The 16,360-nt window shown below is 68.6% G+C and carries 10 protein-coding genes and 3 pseudogenes; 8 read left to right on the top strand and 5 right to left on the bottom strand.

Annotated features, from left to right (window positions below; translation table 11 throughout):
• Positions 1-35 precede the first annotated feature (35 nt).
• The 3 genes from ACKTSN_RS16465 (at position 36) to nudC (ending at position 6,070) form a co-directional block, all read left to right on the top strand.
• Entirely contained in the window at positions 36-3,557 is a 3,522-nt protein-coding gene (locus ACKTSN_RS16465; RefSeq protein WP_409469825.1) for an ATP-dependent helicase, read from the top strand.
• Positions 3,558-3,567: 10 nt separating this feature from the next.
• Positions 3,568-4,971: a dipeptidase gene (locus tag ACKTSN_RS16460; protein ID WP_409469824.1), complete on the top strand. Its 1,404-nt coding sequence runs from the start codon at positions 3,568-3,570 to the stop codon at positions 4,969-4,971.
• 154 nt (positions 4,972-5,125) lie between these two features.
• A complete protein-coding gene (gene nudC / locus ACKTSN_RS16455; protein WP_224737493.1) occupies positions 5,126-6,070 on the top strand; it encodes an NAD(+) diphosphatase in 945 nt (314 codons plus the stop codon).
• 59 nt (positions 6,071-6,129) lie between these two features.
• On the opposite strand, the pseudogene ACKTSN_RS16450 reads toward nudC, so the two are convergent.
• Positions 6,130-6,219: pseudogene (locus ACKTSN_RS16450) on the bottom strand (NrdH-redoxin); the annotation flags it as partial.
• Between the two features lie 59 nt (positions 6,220-6,278).
• Between ACKTSN_RS16450 and ACKTSN_RS16445 the strand changes: the two are divergent.
• The 3 genes and pseudogenes from ACKTSN_RS16445 (at position 6,279) to ACKTSN_RS16435 (ending at position 10,732) form a co-directional block, all read left to right on the top strand.
• On the top strand, positions 6,279-7,982 hold the full coding sequence (locus ACKTSN_RS16445; RefSeq protein ID WP_409469823.1) for a recombinase family protein: 1,704 nt from the start codon (positions 6,279-6,281) through the stop codon (positions 7,980-7,982).
• A 1,209-nt stretch (positions 7,983-9,191) separates the two neighbouring features.
• A pseudogene (locus tag ACKTSN_RS16440) lies at positions 9,192-9,919 on the top strand (class I SAM-dependent methyltransferase).
• Between the two features lie 228 nt (positions 9,920-10,147).
• Positions 10,148-10,732 (top strand): recombinase family protein, encoded by a 585-nt coding sequence (locus ACKTSN_RS16435; RefSeq protein ID WP_409469822.1) that lies wholly within the window; start codon positions 10,148-10,150, stop codon positions 10,730-10,732.
• Between the two features lie 702 nt (positions 10,733-11,434).
• Here ACKTSN_RS16435 and ACKTSN_RS16430 read toward each other — a convergent pair.
• The 4 genes and pseudogenes from ACKTSN_RS16430 to ACKTSN_RS16415 all read right to left on the bottom strand — a co-directional run.
• Positions 11,435-11,899, bottom strand: a pseudogene (locus tag ACKTSN_RS16430) (DUF5753 domain-containing protein); the annotation flags it as partial.
• A gap of 12 nt (positions 11,900-11,911) precedes the next feature.
• Positions 11,912-12,241 carry a helix-turn-helix domain-containing protein gene (locus ACKTSN_RS16425; protein WP_409474844.1) on the bottom strand — a complete coding sequence of 110 codons (330 nt, stop codon included), beginning with the start codon at positions 12,239-12,241 and terminating at the stop codon, positions 11,912-11,914.
• 23 nt (positions 12,242-12,264) lie between these two features.
• Complete coding sequence (locus ACKTSN_RS16420) at positions 12,265-12,774, bottom strand: DUF6879 family protein (protein WP_409469821.1); 510 nt, start codon at positions 12,772-12,774, stop codon at positions 12,265-12,267.
• Positions 12,775-13,132: 358 nt separating this feature from the next.
• Positions 13,133-13,390 (bottom strand): mycoredoxin, encoded by a 258-nt coding sequence (locus ACKTSN_RS16415; RefSeq protein WP_224737487.1) that lies wholly within the window; start codon positions 13,388-13,390, stop codon positions 13,133-13,135.
• 183 nt (positions 13,391-13,573) lie between these two features.
• Between ACKTSN_RS16415 and ACKTSN_RS16410 the strand changes: the two genes are divergently transcribed.
• Both ACKTSN_RS16410 and ACKTSN_RS16405 read left to right on the top strand, forming a co-directional pair.
• Positions 13,574-15,823 (top strand): ATP-dependent DNA helicase UvrD2, encoded by a 2,250-nt coding sequence (locus tag ACKTSN_RS16410; protein ID WP_409469820.1) that lies wholly within the window; start codon positions 13,574-13,576, stop codon positions 15,821-15,823.
• Positions 15,824-15,966: 143 nt separating this feature from the next.
• Positions 15,967-16,290 carry a hypothetical protein gene (locus ACKTSN_RS16405; protein WP_129802263.1) on the top strand — a complete coding sequence of 108 codons (324 nt, stop codon included), beginning with the start codon at positions 15,967-15,969 and terminating at the stop codon, positions 16,288-16,290.
• Positions 16,291-16,360 lie beyond the last annotated feature (70 nt).

The raw sequence follows: 16,360 nt of genomic DNA, 5'->3' as shown, positions 1-16,360 counted from the left end.
CATCTGCTGTCAGTGCCCGCCGCTAGCCTCTGAGAGTGCCCGCACGTATCACCGATCCCGAGCAGCTCAAGGAGCTCCTCGGGATTCCGTTCACCCCGGAGCAGACGGCCTGCATCACCGCGCCGCCCGCCCCGCAGGTGATCGTGGCCGGAGCCGGATCCGGCAAGACCACGGTGATGGCGGCTCGCGTGGTGTGGCTGGTCGGTACCGGCCAGGTCGCCCCCGAACAGGTGCTCGGCCTCACCTTCACCAACAAGGCCGCAGGCGAACTCGCCGAGCGCGTCCGCAAGGCCCTCGTCAAGGCCGGTGTGACCGACCCGGACGTCATCGACCCGGACAACCCGCCCGGCGAACCGGTCATCTCCACCTACCACGCGTTCGCGGGCCGTCTGCTGACCGACCACGGCCTGCGCATCGGGCTCGAACCGACCTCCCGCCTCCTCGCCGACGCCACCCGCTACCAGCTCGCCGCGCGCGTGCTGCGCGAAGCCCCGGGCCCGTACCCGGCGCTGACCCGCTCCTTCGCGGACCTCGTCAGTGACCTGCTCACCCTGGACTCCGAACTCGCCGAACACCTCGTACGCCCCGAGGACCTGCGCACCTGGGACGCCGAACTGCTGCACACCTTGCAGCGCGTCAAGCTCACCAACGCCGACCTGCGCAAGGTCCCCGAGACGGCCGCCGCCCGCCGGGAACTCACCGAACTGGTCCTGCGCTACCGGGCCGCGAAACGCGAGCGCGACCTGCTCGACTTCGGCGACCAGATCGCCCTCGCCGCGCGCCTCGCCCAACTCCCCGACGTCGGCCGCATCCTGCGCGACGAGTTCCGCGTCGTCCTCCTCGACGAGTACCAGGACACATCAGTTGCCCAACGCGTCCTCCTGGCAGGGCTGTTCGGCGGGGGCACCGGCCACCCCGTGACCGCCGTCGGCGACCCCTGCCAGGCCATCTACGGCTGGCGCGGCGCCTCCGTCGCCAACCTCGACGACTTCCCCGACCACTTCGCCCACACCGACGGCCGCCCCGCCACCCGCCAGGCGCTCAGCGAGAACCGCCGCAGCGGCGGCCGCCTCCTGAACCTCGCCAACGGCCTCGCCGAGCCGCTGCGCGCCATGCACGCGGGCGTGGAGGCCCTCCGCCCCGCTCCCGGCGCCGAACACGACGGCATCGTCCGCTGCGCCCTGCTGCACACCCACGCCGAGGAGATCAACTGGATCGCCGACTCCCTCGCCCACCTCGTCCGCACCGGCAAGGAACCCGGCGAGATCGCCGTCCTGTGCCGTACGGCCACCGACTTCGCCGAGATCCAGGGCGCGCTCGTCGCCCGCGACATCCCCGTGGAGGTCGTCGGCCTCTCCGGACTGCTGCACCTGCCCGAGGTGGCCGACCTGGTCGCCGTCTGCGAGGTGCTCCAGGATCCGGGCGCCAACGCCTCCCTGGTCCGGCTGCTGACCGGCCCTCGCTGGCGCATCGGCCCGCGCGACCTCGCCCTCCTGGGCAGGCGCGCCCGGCTACTCGTGTCCCACGCGCGCGTGGACACGGACGATGACCCCGACCGTCGGCTCGCAGAAGCAGTCGAAGGCGTCGACCCGGCCGAGGTGATTTCCCTCGCCGACGCCCTCGACACGTTCCTGGAGACCCCACTGGAGGGCGGCGGGGACGACGACGGGCTGCCCTTCTCGCCGGACGCGCGCGTACGGTTCGCGCGCCTCGCCGCCGAACTGCGCGACCTGCGCCGCTCCCTGTCCGACCCGCTCATGGACGTACTCCACCGCGTCCTCGCCGTCACCGGCCTGGAGGTCGAACTCTCGGCGTCCCCGCACGCCCTGGCCGCCCGCCGCCGCGAAACCCTCTCCAACTTCCTGGACATCGCCGCCTCCTTCGCCGCGAACGAGAACGAGGCGAGCCTGCTCGCCTTCCTGGGCTTCCTGCGCACCGCCGCCCAGTACGAAAAGGGCCTCGACAACGCCCTCCCCGGCGGCGAGAACACCGTCAAGGTGCTCACCGCGCACAAGTCCAAGGGCCTGGAGTGGGACGTCGTCGCCGTGCCCGGCCTGGTCACCGGGACCTTCCCCAGCAGCCAGGGCCGCGAGAAGTGGACTGCCCAGGCCAAGGTGCTACCCCATGAACTGCGCGGCGACGCCGACACACTGCCCGACATCCAGACCTGGGACTCACGCGGCATGAAGGCCTTCCACGAGGCCATGAAGGACCATCAGCACATCGAGGAACTCCGCCTCGGTTACGTCACCTTCACCCGCCCCCGCTCCCTGCTGCTCGGCTCCGGCCACTGGTGGGGCCCCACGCAGAAGAAGCCCCGCGGACCGTCCGACTTCCTCCAAGCCCTCCACGACCACTGCGCCGCCGGTCACGGCGAGATCGAGGCATGGGCGGAGGAACCCGCCGAGGACGAGGAGAACCCGGCCCTGCACCAGGCCACCGCCGAGCAGCGCTGGCCACTGCCCCTGGACGACACGGCACTGGCCCGACGCCGCGCGGCCGCCGCGACGGTCCTCGCCCACCTCGACGACCTCGCCTCCCACGACAGTGGCCACCCCGCCGCCGTACACGACCCCGACACGCACGACGACCCGGACTGGCCCCCGCCACCGGACGACGAGATCCCCCACGAGGACGAGATCCCTCATGAGGACGAGATCCCTTTCGTGGGGGAAACCGAGGAGAACCCGGCCGACTGGGACTCCTGGGCCACGCACCGCCCCACGGGGCAGCACCGCCCGACCGTCCCGCATCAGGCGACGTCCCCGGACCTCCACACCACGCACGGCGCACGCCCACACCCCCCGGAGCCCGAGCCGAGCCCGCTCACCCCCGAAGAGGCCCGCACCGTCGCCTCCTGGGACCGCGACCTCGACGCCCTCACCGGGGAGCTCCTCCGCGCGCGCGAGTCCGTCACCGAGGTCCCCCTGCCGGCCTCGCTGACCGCCACCCAACTGCTGCGCCTCGCCGCCGACCCGGACGGCTTCGCCCAGGAGCTGGCCCGCCCCATGCCACATCCACCCCAGCCCGCCGCACGCCGCGGCACCCGCTTCCACGCCTGGGTCGAGGCACGCTTCGAAGAACTGACCCTGCCCATGCTGGAGCCGGATGAGCTGCCCGGCACCGAAGCCGAGATCGCCGACGAACGCGATCTGGAGGCCCTCAAGGAAGCCTTCGAACGCACCGAGTACGCCCACCGCACGCCCTACCGCGTCGAAGCCCCGTTCCAGCTCGCCATCGCCGGCCGCGTCGTACGGGGCCGTATCGACGCCGTCTACCGGGACGGCGACGGCGAGCAGGCGACGTACGAGATCGTCGACTGGAAGACCGGCCGCACCCCGACCGCCGACCCCCTCCAGCTCGCCGTGTACCGACTCGCCTGGGCCGAGCAGCAGGGCGTGCCCCCGGAATCGGTCACCGCCGCCTTCGTGCACGTACGCACCGGCGAGGTCGTACGCCCCGACGACCTCCCGGACCGCGCCGCACTGGAACAGCTGCTGCTGGACGAGCCGCCCGGTGACGAACCGCACGACCGGACTGTCACCGCGGGCCGATAGGCTCGTGACCATGAGCCAGACCCCGGACAGCGCCGTCCACACGTACATCGACCAGCACGCTGCCGCCTTCCTCGACGACCTCGCCGAGTGGCTGCGCATCCCGTCGGTGTCCGCCCAACCCCACCACGCGCCCGACGTACGGCGCAGCGCCGACTGGCTCGCCGGCAAGCTCAAGGAGATCGGCTTCCCGACCGCCGAGATCTGGCAGACGCATGGCGCACCCGCCGTCTACGCCGAGTGGCCCTCCGACGACCCCACCGCACCCACCGTCCTCGTCTACGGCCACCACGACGTGCAGCCCGCCGCCCGCGAGGACGGCTGGGACAGCGAGCCCTTCGAACCCGTCGTCCGGGAAAACCGCCTCTACGCGCGCGGGGCCGCCGACGACAAGGGCCAGGTGTTCTTCCACACACTCGGCGTCCGCGCCCACCTCGCCGCCGCCGGCCGCACCACCCCGGCCGTCAACCTCAAACTGCTGATCGAAGGCGAGGAGGAGTCCGGCTCCCCGCACTTCCGGGCCCTCGTCCAGGAGCACGCCCACCGCCTCACCACCGACGCGGTGATCGTCTCCGACACCGGCATGTGGTCCGAGGACACCCCCACCGTGTGCACGGGCATGCGCGGCCTCGCCGAGTGCGAGATCCGGTTGCACGGCCCCGACCAGGACATCCACTCCGGCTCCTTCGGCGGCGCCGTCCCCAACCCGGCGACCGCCGTCGCCCGCCTCGTCGCCGCCCTGCACGACGAGCACGCGCGCGTGGCGATCCCCGGCTTCTACGACGGCGTCGTCGACCTCACCGACCGGGAGCGCGCACTCCTCGCCGAACTGCCCTTCGATGAGCAGCAGTGGCTCCGCACCGCCAAGTCGTACGCCACCCAGGGCGAGGCCGGATACACCACCCTGGAGCGCATATGGGCCCGCCCCACGGCCGAGGTCAACGGCATCGGCAGCGGCTACCAGGGCCCGGGCAGCAAGACGATCATCCCGTCCACGGCCATGGTGAAGCTGTCCTTCCGCCTGGTCGCGGGCCAGGACCCCGACCACATCGAGAAGGCCGTCCGCGCCTGGGCGTCCGACCAGGTCCCCGCCGGCATCCGGCACGACATCACCTTCTCCGCGGCCACACGCCCCTGCCTGACGCCACTGGACCACCCGGCCCTGCAATCCGTCGCCCGCGCCATGAACCGCGCTTTCGGAAAACCCGTCCGCTACACCCGCGAGGGCGGCTCCGGACCCGCCGCGGACCTCCAGGAAATCCTCGGCGCACCCGTCCTCTTCCTCGGCATCTCCGTCCCCTCCGACGGCTGGCACGCCCCCAACGAGAAAGTCGAGCTCGACCTGCTCCTCAAGGGCGTCGAGACCACCGCATACCTGTGGGGCGACCTCGCAGAGCACTGGCGTCATGAGCCCTGACCGATCCACACCGCACGGAGCCCCGCCCCGCACGGGGCACACTGGAAGGGCCGCGCCGCACCACGGAGTCCCGCCGCACCCGGTCGCCTCCTGCCGTACGTCCCGCTGAACCGCCGCCGCATCAACCGTTCCACCGGGGGAGTTGGAAGCACCCGTGACCACCTGGACCGACCACACCGCCGACCGCCCCATCTCGCTCACCGCCCCCAGCGGAATCGACCGTGCCGCACACCACCGCCTCGACGAGGCCTGGCTCGCGGCGGCGTGGAGCCACCCCACAACCCGCTGCTTCGTGGTCTCCGGCGGTCAGGTCCTCATCGACGAGACAGCCGACGGCCGCACCGAACTCGTCATGAGCCCGTCCTTCGAAGCCCCGCTCACCGAGGCCCACCGCTACTTCCTCGGCATAGACGAAGACGGCGTCTCCTACTTCGCCCTCCAGAAGGACGCCCTGCCCGGCCGCATGGACCAGTCCGCGCGCCCCGCCGGCCTGCGCGAGGCAGGCCTGCTGCTCTCCCCCCGCGACGCCGGCCTCATGGTGCACGCGGTCGGCCTGGAGAACTGGCAGCGCACACACCGCTTCTGCTCCCGCTGCGGCGAACGCACCGTCATCGCAGCGGCCGGCCACATCCGCCGCTGCCCTGCCTGCGGCGCCGAGCACTACCCCCGCACCGACCCCGCCGTGATCATGGCCGTCACCGACGAGGACGACCGCATCCTGCTCGGCCGCCAGGTCCACTGGCCCGAAGGCCGCTTCTCCACGCTCGCCGGCTTCGTCGAGCCCGGCGAGTCCATCGAGCAGTCCGTACGCCGCGAGGTCCACGAAGAGGCCGGCATCACCGTCGGCCAGGTCGAGTACGTCGCCAGCCAGCCCTGGCCCTTCCCGTCCAGCCTCATGCTCGGCTTCATGGCCCGCGCCACCTCCACCGACATCGACGTCGACGGCGACGAGATCCACGAGGCTCGCTGGTTCTCCCGCGACGAACTGCGCGCCGCCTTCGACTCCGGAGAAGTGCTGCCGCCCTACGGCATCTCCATCGCGGCCCGCCTGATCGAACTCTGGTACGGCAAGCCACTGCCGACCCGCACCGCCTTCTGACCACACAACGAAGGGGCGGCCGCCCCGGTGAGGGACGGCCACCCCTTCAAGTGAGCCGGTTACGCGCCGATCTTCTGCTTGACCTGCGCCAGCGACGGGTTCGTCAACGTCGACCCGTCCGGGAACAACACGGTCGGCACGCTCTGTAGACTTCCCTCACGCTTGTGGCGGCCAGGGAGGGCCGCCCATGTCTTGGGGAGGGGCAAGGGTGAGCGACAAGCCCAGGGCGCTTGGCGTGGTCCGTCTGTCTGTAGGCAACGAGAACCAGACTGGTGAGGAAACGCAGCGCACACGCATCAGCAAGCGGGCGGACGCCGAAGAGATGGAGTTGGTCGACTTCGCTGTCGACATCGACGTGTCGGCGTCCATCTCGCCGTGGATGCGTCCGTCTCTGGGGGACTGGCTCAACAACAAGAGGGACCAGTTCGACCACATCATCATCCTGAAGATCGACCGCATCGCCCGGTCGGTCCGTCACCTCTCGGACATCATCGAGTGGTGCGAGGCGAACGGTAAGGGCCTGATCTCCTGTGAGGAGGGCTTCGACCTCTCGAAGCCGTGGGGCAAGACGATCGCCAAGATTCTGGCCGTGGTCGCGGAGGCGGAGCTGGACGCCATCAAGGCCCGCAACAAGGCGTCTCGGGAGACCATGCGCAAGACGGGCCGCTGGCCGGGCGGCCTTGTCCCGTTCGGGCGTAGGGCGGTGAAGGGCGAGGAGGGATTCACCCTCGAACTCGACCCCGAGTACGGCCCGACACTCATCGAGATGATCCGGCGCTTCATCGAGAAGCCGAGCTTCTCGGCCGTCGCCGACTGGCTGAACGACCAGGGCGTGCCTACGGCTCAGGACATCGCTCGTATCCGTGCGGCTGCGGGAGAGAGCACGACACGGCTGGCTGACCCGAAGCCGCGCGGAAGCAGGTGGACGGCAACCACGGTGCAGGCCGTGCTGACCAGCCGCTCACTGCTGGGGGAGTACGTGCGTGCCAACGGCTCCGTGGTCCGCAACGACGACGGATCACCCGTCATGCGGTCGGAACCGGTACTGAACGACGAGGAGTGGGCGAAGCTGGCGGAAGCTGTCGCTTCGGTCAAGTACAAGAAGCAGAAGGGCTCCACGTCGCCGACAGTGGGCGTGACGTTCTGCCTGCTGTGCGGGAGCCCGCTCTACTTCGTCAAGGGCAACCCCTCCAAGGGGCAACGGGAGCGGTACCGCTGCCACGGCAACAAGAGCAAGGGCATCGACGCCTGCCCGAAACAGAGGTTCTGGGCCGAGGATCTGTACCCCTGGTTGGAGTCGGCCTTGCTCGGGGAGATCGGCCACCTGGAACGGATGGAGTCGACGACGACCATCGACGACAGCCGTGCGGCGAAGCTTGCGGTGATCGACGGCAAGATGAACCAGCTCCTCAAGGAACTCCAGCAGGACGAGATCAGCGCCGTCGCATACGCCTCGCAGGTCGCGAGCCTCGCCCAGGAACGCGAGAAGGTCACCAGCCAGGAAGGGCCGAAGCCCGTGACTGTGTGGACGGGAACGGGGGAGAGCTACACGGACTGGTGGCAGCGGTCGAGCATCGACGAGCGCCGGGAGTTCCTGAAGAAGCACAAGGTGAAGGCATACGTCCGGCCTGATGTTCTCGCCATCGATCCAGGCGACCTCATCGAGAACATCCGGCAGCAGGGTGTCTCTTGGTGGGACGTCCCCGCCAAGGCTTCTCAGGTGCTTGCCCCGATCGTGCCCGTCTCGCTGTCTGCGAAGCCGTATGAGAAGCCTCCGACGCTCACGGGTGTGGAGTGGGAAATCGTGAGCCGTTGGGAGGACTTCGAAGCGGAACGTGCCGCGCAGCAAGCGAAGGCCGAAGAGGAAGCCAAGAGAGCAGAGGGGACCGACAAGGTTCCGGCTCCCGCCTGACCTGACGAGCGAGCAAGGAAGGCCCCCGACCGTGGGGGCCTTTCCCGTTTCAGCGTGTTGTACGATGCCGGGCCAGGTCGCCGCCGTCGCTCCCGACCGCAAGAGACCGAGTCCAGGCCCGAGGCCCTGGGCGCCCACCTGTGAAGCGTCGTGCCTTCCGCACGGCCACCCCCGCGAAGAAGGGAGACACATGTCCCGCCGTCCGGCGGGGGTCGCCGGCGCACCCGTGTGCGCCTCACAGGAAGGAGCCGCGAACCAGTGGCCATCAGCTTCGGTCATGACCGCCCGTGGGGCGGAGTCTCCCAGCGCGAGTACCAGCGCAAGGCGCAGGAACCCTGGCACCCGCTTGCCTACCGCGTTCACTTCGCTGCCCTCGGATGGGCTGACCGGCAAGGGCATGCAGCGTTCGACCCTGGGAAGCTGGTAGCCCTGCTCGGCAAGGATGGCAAGCCGCTCTCCGGCCAGAGCACGACCAACGCAGTCAACCGGGCCAAGAGGCTCCAGCTCGTCTCGCCCTGGTCGGGGACCGCTTGCCTTGTTCTCCCTCCTCACCTCTTCCAGAAGGGGAAGGGTGCGCCGGTACCATGCCGCGCCCATCAAGACCGGTGACCACACACCGGAGGTGTAGCCAGCACACGCAGTACGTGTAGCGACATGGGCACTGACCTGCGTAAAGGTTCGCTCCCTCTCTTTTCTGTTTGGACCTACCAGTTGCGGCCCCGCAGGGGCCGACAAAGAGAAGCGCCTTCGGCTTACGGCAAGCGAAGGGGGGCGCGGCAGCGCCCCAAGAGACAGGCATCGGCGAAGCGGTAGGCAGGATTGGGCGGCCGTCCGGCCACCACAGTCCGAAGCGTCTACGACCGAGCGGCCACGCAGGGGCCGACAGGAGCATGCCCAAGGGGGGCGCTGCCGCGCCCCACAGGCAAGGGCGTAAGGCTCAGTTCTGTGCGGTCCTGCGCCGTTGCCAAGGGGGCTGAGTACGGCTGTGAACAGGGACTACGCCGTTACCGGCTGGAGTGTCGGCCAGCCTGAAAGACCCTGAAACCGTGGCAGGATTTGAGCTGGTAAGACCCGGCGGTCGGCAAGCACTGGCCAGGGGGTCATACCCCACCCCTCCGCCGCTGCTCTCTACCGTGCGCTGGTGCCGTAGGAGAACCGTCGGCAAAACTCGGTAGCTGTTCGGACCCAGCTCTGCATACGTTCGACCGCATGGCTGACGACTGCTTCGCGCATCCACGGCTCGCCGCGATCTACGATCCGCTCGACCCCGACCGCAGCGATCTCGATGCCTACCTCCGGATCGCAGAAGAGTTCGAGGCACGCCGAGTGCTGGACATCGGCTGCGGCACAGGGGTGTTCGCACTTCTCCTGGCTGACCGCGGGATCGAGGTCGTCGGTGTCGATCCCGCGCCGGCGTCCATCGATGTCGGCCGGGCCAAACCGGGCAGTGAGCGAGTGCGCTGGATCTGCGGTGACGCGACAGATCTCCCACCGTTGCGGGTTGACCTCGCGACGATGACAGCGAACGTCGCCCAGGAAATCGTCGATCCACAGACATGGCAGAAGACAGTGCGGGGAGCCTACGAGGCGCTGCGGCCTGGCGGGCATCTGGTCTTCGAGACGCGCGATCCGGCCAGACGCGCCTGGGAGGAGTGGACCCGCGAAAACTCCTACCGCGTGACGGAGATCCCCGGTGTCGGCTCCGTCGAGAGCTGGGTCCAGCTGATCGAGGTGGGCTGGCCTCTGGTGACGTTCCGCTGGACCTACGGGTTCGCAGCGGATGGACAGGTGCTGACGTCGGATTCGACCCTGCGTTTCCGCGAGCGGGAGGAAGTCGAGCGGGATCTGGTCGCGCACGGATACGTGGTGGATGACGTTCGCGACGCGCCCGACCGTCCAGGAAAAGGGAGTTCGTCTTCCTGGCGCGACGTCCGTGATCGTCGGTGATTCGCGCCACTCGAACTTCGATGACGCACACTCAAGGTTCCATGACACAGGACAACGACCCTGGCGCAGCGTGACCAGTAGCGGGCGTCTCGAAAACCAAGGTTTGTGAGACGAGACGACGGGCGCCCCGGAAGGGGGCGCAGTACTGTTCAAAACCCGTCTCGAAACTTCCGTCTCAGACTTGACTTATTGAGATGAGTTCTGAGACGGTTCCGGCCATGACGACGAACGCGATCACTGGCCGGCTCATCGGTTACGCCCGCGTCTCCACCGATGACCAGGAAGCACAGCTTCAGCGCGACGCACTGACGGCCGCAGGGTGCGCCCGCATCTTCGAGGACAAGGCCAGCGGGAGGAACATCAACCGGCCAGAGCTTACGGCCGCACTGGACTACGCCAGACCGGGCGACACCCTGTGCGTGTGGAAGCTCGACCGCTTCGCCCGGTCGCTCATCGACCTTGTGACCATGGTCGACACCCTTCGAGAGCGCGGCATCGGGTTCAAGGTGCTCACGGGTGCACTGGCCAACATCGACCCCGGTACTGCGGACGGCCGTCTCATGCTTCAGGTGGTCGGAGCCATGGCGGAGTTTGAGCGCAGCCTCATCAAGGAGCGCACCCGCGCCGGACTCGACGCAGCCAAGGCGCAGGGGCGTACAGGCGGACGGCCGTCCGTCGTCGATGAGGACGTGCTCACCGTGGCCCGTGCCAGGAAGGCGAAGGGCGAGAGCGTGAGCGCCATCGCCAAGGCTCTCGGGATCTCCCGAGCCACTCTGTACCGCCACCTGGGCGAGAGCGCCTGAGGCAGGCGCACAGCGGCGCAGACAGGCCCTCGGTTCCAGCCGGGGGCCGTTGTCATGCATGGGCGTCTGACGGGCGTCACGATGCCCGCCCCTGCCGACCACGGGGGGAACCGACAGGGGCAGGCACAGGGGCGCGCGTCGCTCGAACCGCCCCCCTTCCAGCGCACCTCGGTCGTGGTGCTCGCCGTCCCTCAGCGCGCCGGGGGTCTGTCCCTCACTCTTCCCGGACCACCATCGCGAACGATGTGCAGATCCGTCGGAAGCCCTTGTGCCCGCTCCGGCCTGTGTGGCTCATGCACTCCACGTCGACCGCCGCGCCATCCGTCGAGGGCGTGGCCATCCACTTGCAGTAAAGGCACTCCGCTTCGAAGGTCACGTCAGTGTCCGGGTGCTGCGTGATCCTGTGCTTCACGTACCGCATGACGGAGCGCACCGTCACTCGGCCCCGTGGTCTTCCCGCAGGTGCGTACGGAGTACGACGTTCGCATCTGACGCCTTCGAGTAGTCCCCAACCGATCGGGCGTTGGTTCGAGTCACCGCGATACCGAGGCACTCGCGGCAGCCTGCCACAGGGTCCGGCTCCCGGGCTGGAGCTGTCAGGTGCACTGGCTCCGCCATCGTCGTCTTCGGTGTGCTCATCCTGTACGGCCTCCCCGCCTGGATCTCGCTGCGATCCATCCTTGGGGCTCCAGCGAAGCGGCCCTACGTTCTTTCCTGTTGAGGCAAGAACTCGTCTCGGATGCTCTCGACCAGGGCGCGCATGTCATCGCCGAAGAGCGCCACGTCGGCGAACCGCTCGAAGGTGTCGACGTACGTCTGTATGTCCCTTGGGTCCCGTGTCGTGATCTCCGAGTGGAACGTCTCGACGATCACAAGCCGGTCATCGTGGATGCTGAAGCACGTCATGGGGAAGTCCGGCATCCGACCAGCCAGGGGCACCACCCCAACGGTCACGTTGGGAAGGCGGGACAGGGATACGAGCCGATCAAGTTGTACCGCCATCACGACTGGCTCACAGATCAGCCACCGTAGGACGTGCTCACAGATCACGAAGTAGAACGACCGGCCGTCTTCGTAGAGCGTCGCCTGCCGCTCCATCCTCGCTGCCACCGTCCGAGCCCTGGTCTCGTCCGGCAAAGCTGGCGGCAGGGAGAACACCGCCGTGGCGTACTCCGGAGTCTAGAGGAGTCCGGGGATGAGTTGTCCCTGAAACAGCCTGAGAGCGGCGGTGTTGGCCTCGATGGCCTTGATGGTGTTCTGGTGCTTCCACGGGCCCATACGGCGCAGCAGGCGCCACGCTGTGGCCTCAGTGACCTCGGCTCGGGCAGTTGCGAGGAACTGTTCCTTCACTGCGTCCGAGACGCCGAGCGCGGACAGGATCAGGTCGACGTCCTGAACGGTGGGCAGGGTCCGGCCGTTCTCGATCTTCGAGAGCTTCCCTGCGGACATGGAAGCCCTGCGGGCTACCGCGTCACCGGTCAGTCCCGATGCTTCCCGCAGTGCCCGCAGGGCTCTCCCGATCGACTCCGTGGTCAGTGATGCCGCTCCCAGTAGGCCGCGAACGGCACGGCGCGGGTGAGCGCCACGTCGCGGTAACCCTGGTACTCCCTCAGTCGGTCGGTAGGCAGGAGTTCACCGCCGATGAACTTGCCCTCGGGGGTGTAGTGCATGCGGTACACGTCACGGTCGTCGAAGAGCCAGAAGTCGTGATCGGGCAGGCCGGTCACCTTCTGCTCGGCAAGGTCGATGATCCCGATGGACTCCCCGGCCTTGATGTTGCCGGGGTAAGCCGACAGCTCGTAACGCAGGTAGTCAGTCAGAGGGGAGCGCAGGACATGAACGCGGGACACGCTCTTGCCCTTGTCGGTCATCGAGCGCACCCATGGGTTGTCGCTCCACTCCGGGCCCATGTCCTCACCCGCGAGGAACCGAGCGATCTCCTCCCGCTCCTCCTCCACGTCATACACGTCGAGCGTCTCCAGCCGGAACGCGGTCCGCTCGAAGGTCTCGAAGAGACGGCCGAACTCCTCACCGCTGAGCACGGAAGAACTCCTCAAGTACGGCGGCCGGGACCATGACGGCCGTCTCTCCCTCGGGGAGATCGAGCTGTGCCAGCCGCTCAGGGTCGGTGATCACGTAACCCTGCACCACTTAGTCCTTGCCATCGTCCGTACCCCACAGCGTCGGGCACGTGCCGTTCTTGCACTCCGGGTCTCCCGACAGCTTCCGCAGCGGTGTGCCCACGGCTTCCCCCTCAGGTCGACGGTCCTTGTCGCGTTCGATGCTTCTGGCCTTCGGCCAGCACGGTCAAGATCCCCGGCTTTCCAAAACAGGAAAGTCCCCGGAGCGCGCAAACCCCCGATCAGCTCCAGGCCGATCGGGGGTTGCGTATCGCGGGGATCAGACGCCGAGCGCCTGCTTCACCTGGGCAAGGCTCGGGTTCGTCATCACGACCTCAGTGCCACCACTGGAGGGAACTACCTGAACGGTGGGCACCGTCTGGTTGCCACCGTTCGCCTTCTCCACGAACGCCGCGGACTCCGGGTCCTGCTCGATGTTGATCTCGGTGTACGCAATGCCCTCGCGGTCCAGCTGGCTCTTCAGCCGGCGGCAGTAGCCGCACCACGTGGTGCTGTACATCGTCACAGTGCCCGGCATGTCTCTCGCGCTCCTCGGCGGGTCGGGGACGGATGGTCGCAGAGGGGGAACGTACGCGAACGGTCCGCCATTCCCGCCGGGGGTATACGGCAGGACGTGACGCCTGCCGCATTAGTACGACTGCAGGAGTTCGCCTGTGGACAACCGGCTCACCCGCCTCCGGCGACCTGGCAGCATGGCCGTGTGACAGCAGCAACGCACTCCACCGCCTTCCCGCAGTGCCCCGGCAGTGCTCAGTACTCGGCTCCGCCGAGCGGAGCCGACGCGGTGCTCGAAGGGCTCGATCCCGAGCAGCGCGAAGTCGCCACCGCGCTGCACGGCCCGGTGTGCGTGCTTGCAGGTGCAGGCACCGGCAAGACCCGGGCCATCACTCACCGCATCGCCTACGGCGTACGCGCCGGCATCCTGCAGCCCTCCAGTGTGCTCGCCGTCACCTTCACCAACCGCGCCGCCGGCGAGATGCGCGGTCGCCTTCGCCAGCTCGGCGCCACCGGCGTCCAAGCCCGCACGTTCCACTCGGCCGCACTGCGCCAGCTCCAGTACTTCTGGCCGAAAGCAGTCGGCGGCTCCATGCCCCGGCTCGTCGACCGCAAGTTCCAACTCGTCGCCGACGCGGCCGCCGCCTGCCGTATCCGCCTCGACCGGGGCGAGCTGCGGGACATCACCGCCGAGATCGAGTGGTCCAAGGTCACCCAGACGGTCCCCGCCGACTACCCGCTCGCAGCAGCGAAGGCCAGCCGTGAGGCTCCACGCGACCCGGCCGAGATCGTCCAGCTCTATTCCACCTACGAAGACCTCAAACGCGACCGCGCCGTCATCGACTTCGAAGACGTCCTGCTGCTGACCGTCGCCATCCTTCAGGACCGGCACGACATCGCCGAGCAGGTCCGCGCCCAGTACCAGCACTTCGTCGTCGACGAATACCAGGACGTCAGCCCCCTCCAGCAGCGCTTGCTGGAACTCTGGCTCGGCGACCGGGACAACCTGTGCGTCGTCGGCGACGCCAGCCAGACGATCTACTCGTTCACAGGAGCAACCCCCGACCACCTGCTCGACTTCCGTACCCGCCACCCCGGCGCCACCGTCGTCAAACTGGTCCGCGACTACCGCTCCACACCCCAGGTCGTCCATCTCGCCAACGGACTGCTCGCCCAGGCCCGCGGCCGCGCCGCCGATCATCGGCTGGAACTCGTCTCCCAGCGCCCCCCGGGCCCCGAGCCCTTTTACACCGAACACACCGACGAGCCCGCCGAGGCCGAGGGCGCCGCTCGCCGCATCCGCGAGCTCCTCGACGCCGGCGTCCCGGCCGGTGAGATCGCCATCCTGTTCCGCACCAACGCCCAGTCCGAGACCTACGAGCAGGCCCTCGCCGACGCCGGGATCCCCTACCAGCTGCGCGGCGCCGAGCGGTTCTTCGACCGCCCCGAAGTGCGCAAGGCAGGCATCGCCCTGCGCGGAGCGGCCCGCTTCGGCGGTAACGACTCGCTCCTCGACGAGGCCGTTGACCTGCCCTCCCAGGTCCGGGCAGTGCTGTCCGGCGAGGGCTGGACGACCACGCCCCCCGCCGGATCCGGCGCCGTCAGAGAGCGCTGGGAGTCCCTCGCCGCACTTGTGAACCTCGCGCAGGACTTCGCGGCAGCCCGGCCCGACGCCACCTTGAGCGACCTCGTCGCAGAGCTCGACGAACGCGCGAACGCCCAGCACGCACCCACCGTGCAGGGCGTCACCCTCGCCTCTCTGCACTCCGCCAAGGGCCTGGAATGGGACGTCGTCTTCCTCGTCGGAGTCGCCGAGGGCATGATGCCGATCACCTACGCGAAGACCGACGAACAGATCGAGGAGGAACGCCGCCTCCTCTACGTCGGCGTCACCCGCGCACGCTCCCATCTCCACGTCTCCTGGTCTCTCGCCCGCTCACCCGGCGGCCGCCCCAATCGGCGCCCCAGCCGCTTCCTCGACGGACTGCGTCCGGGATCGGCCGCGACCGGGGGCCGCAGCGGGGCCGGGGCCTCTGGTGGCATCGAGCGCGGTCACAGCGGCAGCGGCACAGGTCCCGCCGCGCCGAGACGGACCCAGCGCACCCCGGCCCGCTGCCGGGTCTGCGGACGCACCCTCACCGACGCCGGCGAGATGAAGCTGATGCGCTGTGAGGACTGCCCCTCCGACATGGACGAGGAGCTCTACGAACGGCTGAGGCAGTGGCGCGAGGTCCAGGCACGGCGCAGCGGCCAGCCGGCCTTCTGCGTCTTCACCGACAAGACGCTGATGGCGATCGCCGAGGCCGCCCCTGACGACGAGGGCGAACTGGCTCGAATCCCGGGGGTCGGAGTGCGCAAGCTCAACCGCTACGGGACCGACGTCCTGGCCATCTGCGCAGGCCACGAGCCAGAGGGAGAGGAAGAGGGGACTGATACCAACTCGTCGAAAAAATAGTTTGCGCATGCCCCAGCAATCCCCCTAGGTTCTTAGCCACGGGAACAGCGGCCTTCTCGGAGGCCCTGATTCCGTGTTGTACTTGCATATCCGTCGGACTGGCTCACCCCAGTCCCCCGAGACGCCGAGAGGAGGCGAGTCCAGTGATCAGCATCAAGAACAGCACCACCAGCATCGTCAAAATGACCGATCGCTCGGTCGCCTCCGTGTGCATGCTCGGCGTCTCCAACCTGGGCACCGGTCTGTCCGGCATTCGTGCCGTCCGTCCGGCGTCCTCCCTGTCTCTCGCGGGACTTCCCGTCCGTGAGCGCAATGAGCGACCGACCAAGGCACTGGAAGCGGCAGTAGTGGCACAGGCCAAGGCCTATGCCTTTACGGCGACCGGTGCCGGATTCCGGAAGCAGACGACGCAGCACCACCTGATGTGGGCCTTCCGTGGGCCAGAACCCTGGAGTGATCCAGCCTGATCGGCGATCAGGCCGGCGCCTTCAGGGCCGCGGAACCCCACTCGGGATCCGCGGCCCTTCTGTTTGTCCC

Origin of the sequence: Streptomyces flavusporus, from assembly GCF_046267975.1 — a bacterium.
Lineage (GTDB): Bacteria > Actinomycetota > Actinomycetes > Streptomycetales > Streptomycetaceae > Streptomyces > Streptomyces flavusporus.
Note: the sequence above shows the minus strand (reverse complement) of the source record. Positions and strands in the feature narration are given on the sequence as shown.

Excerpts from the sequence above, each read along its gene's own strand:
- ACKTSN_RS16460 (WP_409469824.1), top strand. The coding sequence starts at position 3,568 with ATGAGCCAGACCCCGGACAGCGCCGTCCACACGTACATCGACCAGCAC.
- ACKTSN_RS16435 (WP_409469822.1), top strand. The coding sequence starts at position 10,148 with ATGACGACGAACGCGATCACTGGCCGGCTCATCGGTTACGCCCGCGTC.
- ACKTSN_RS16415 (WP_224737487.1), bottom strand. The coding sequence starts at position 13,390 with ATGCCGGGCACTGTGACGATGTACAGCACCACGTGGTGCGGCTACTGC.